This is a genomic window from Nonomuraea sp. LPB2021202275-12-8 (assembly GCF_037044575.1).
Classification (GTDB): domain Bacteria; phylum Actinomycetota; class Actinomycetes; order Streptosporangiales; family Streptosporangiaceae; genus Nonomuraea.
Genome location: NZ_JBAHWD010000104.1, coordinates 1 through 1,936, shown reverse-complemented (window position 1 = coordinate 1,936; position 1,936 = coordinate 1). Strand labels below are relative to the sequence as shown.

Below are 1,936 nucleotides of genomic sequence, written 5' to 3'. Positions count from 1 at the left end.
AAGACCCGCACCGAGGCCATCCGGCTGCTCCGCCGACGCCTATCCGACGTGGTCTATCGCACGCTCAAAACCGTGGACACCTCGGCCCGCGACACCACCGACCAGCCAATCGCAGCCGCGGCTTGACGACATAGGAGCATCGCCGAGCTCGACCGGCCACACAAGCGCTCGTAGCGTTCATCGACGCTCATCGAGAGGTGTTCGGGGTCGAGCCGATCTGCCGTGTGCTGACCGCACACGGCTTGAAGATCGCAACGAGCACCTACTACGCCGCCAAGAATCGCACGCCCAGCGTCCGCGCTGTGCGGGATACCGAGCTCAAGCAGCACATCAGCCGGGTGCACGCTGACAACTACGGCGTCTACGGCGTGCGCAAGGTCTGGCGACAGCTGGGCCGTGAAGGAGTCGTGGTGGCGCGCTGCACGGCCGCCCGGCTGATGGGCGAACTGGGGCTGGAAGGCGTCCGGCGCGGCAAGAAGCTGCGCACCACCATCCGCGACGCCGGACGCGAGCGCGCCGACGACCTGCTGAATCGCGACTTCACGGCCTCGCGCCCCAATCAGCGGTGGGTGGCAGACTTCACCTACGTGATGACCTGGGCCGGCGTGGTCTACGTCGCATTCGTCGTAGATGTGTACTCCCGCGCGATCGTGGGCTGGTCGGCGGCCACCACCAAACGAGCCAAGCTCGTCTTGGATGCCCTGGACATGGCACTGTGGCGACGCGCGCGAACCGGCATTCCGGCCGGGCCGGGTCTGGTTCATCACTCGGACGCGGGCAGTCAATACACCTGTTTCGCCTTCACCGCCCACCTGCTCGAGGCCGGGATCGACGCCTCGATCGGCAGCGTTGGCGACGCCCTGGACAACGCCTTGATGGAATCGGCGATCGGCCTGTTCAAGACCGAACTAATCAAACCCCGACGGCCATGGAAAGGCCTGGCCGACGTCGAACTGGCCACCGCCGAGTGGATCGACTGGTTCAACCACCAGCGCCTGCACACCGCCATCGGCCACGTCCCGCCCGCCGAACACGAAGCCGTCTACTACGCTCAACACCAGCCCCAACCGGCGGCTGGAGTCAGTCAATAGAGTCTCCACCGATCCCGGCGCGGTTCATCGTGGCCCGCAACGTCTGCGAGGAACTCACCCTCACTCGCGACGGCAAGCGAGCGGCCGCAGACACGACGGCCCGCCGACGCCGCGGCCTCAACACCGCTCTTGAATACGCTATCGACCTCGGCGAACTGACCGAGAACCCGCTCAAGCGCGTCAAGCACAAGAAGGTGGCCAGGGATAACACTGTTGATCGACGATGCGTGATCAACCCCGCTCAAGCTCGCGAACTGCTCGTAAGCCTCTCCTATGTCGGAAGTTGGCACCGTGGGAGAGGCCGCCGCCTGGTGGCCTTCTTCGCCACGCTGTACTTCGCTGGCCTCCGTCCCGCCGAGGCGATCGGACTTCGCAAGACCGACTGCCACTTGCCCGAGGAAGGATGGGGATTGTTCATCCTCGAAGTAACTCGTCCAAGCAGTGGCAAGCAGTGGACCGACAACGGAACTGTGCACGACCAGCGTGGACTCAAGCAGCGGGCGGAAAGAGACATCCGGCCAGTGCCGATCCCGCCGGAACTGGTTCGCATTCTGCGCATACATCTTGAGGAGTTCGACACTGCTCCGGACGGTCGGCTGTTCCGAAACGAGCGCGGTGGGATTCTCGGGGCGTCCACCTACTCCCGGGCATGGGAAGAGGCTCGCCACTTTGCCTTGACGCCGCAGCAGGTCACGTCTCCCCTCGCAGGTAAGCCCTATGACCTACGCCATGCCGCCCTATCTACCTGGCTCAATGCTGGTGTCGATGCAACTGTTGTAGCAGAGCGCGCGGGAAACAGCGTGGAGGTCCTCCTGAAGCGATACGCCAAGTGTCTCGATGGGCGC

The 1,936-nt window shown here is 64.6% G+C and carries 1 protein-coding gene and 1 pseudogene; both read left to right on the top strand.

Features of this window, described 5'->3' with window-relative positions:
* Positions 1-170: 170 nt before the first annotated feature.
* A pseudogene (locus V5E28_RS48850) lies at positions 171-1,091 on the top strand (IS3 family transposase); the annotation flags it as partial.
* A 29-nt stretch (positions 1,092-1,120) separates the two neighbouring features.
* On the top strand, positions 1,121-1,936 hold an 816-nt coding region (locus tag V5E28_RS48845), incomplete at its 3' end, for a tyrosine-type recombinase/integrase (protein WP_336217164.1).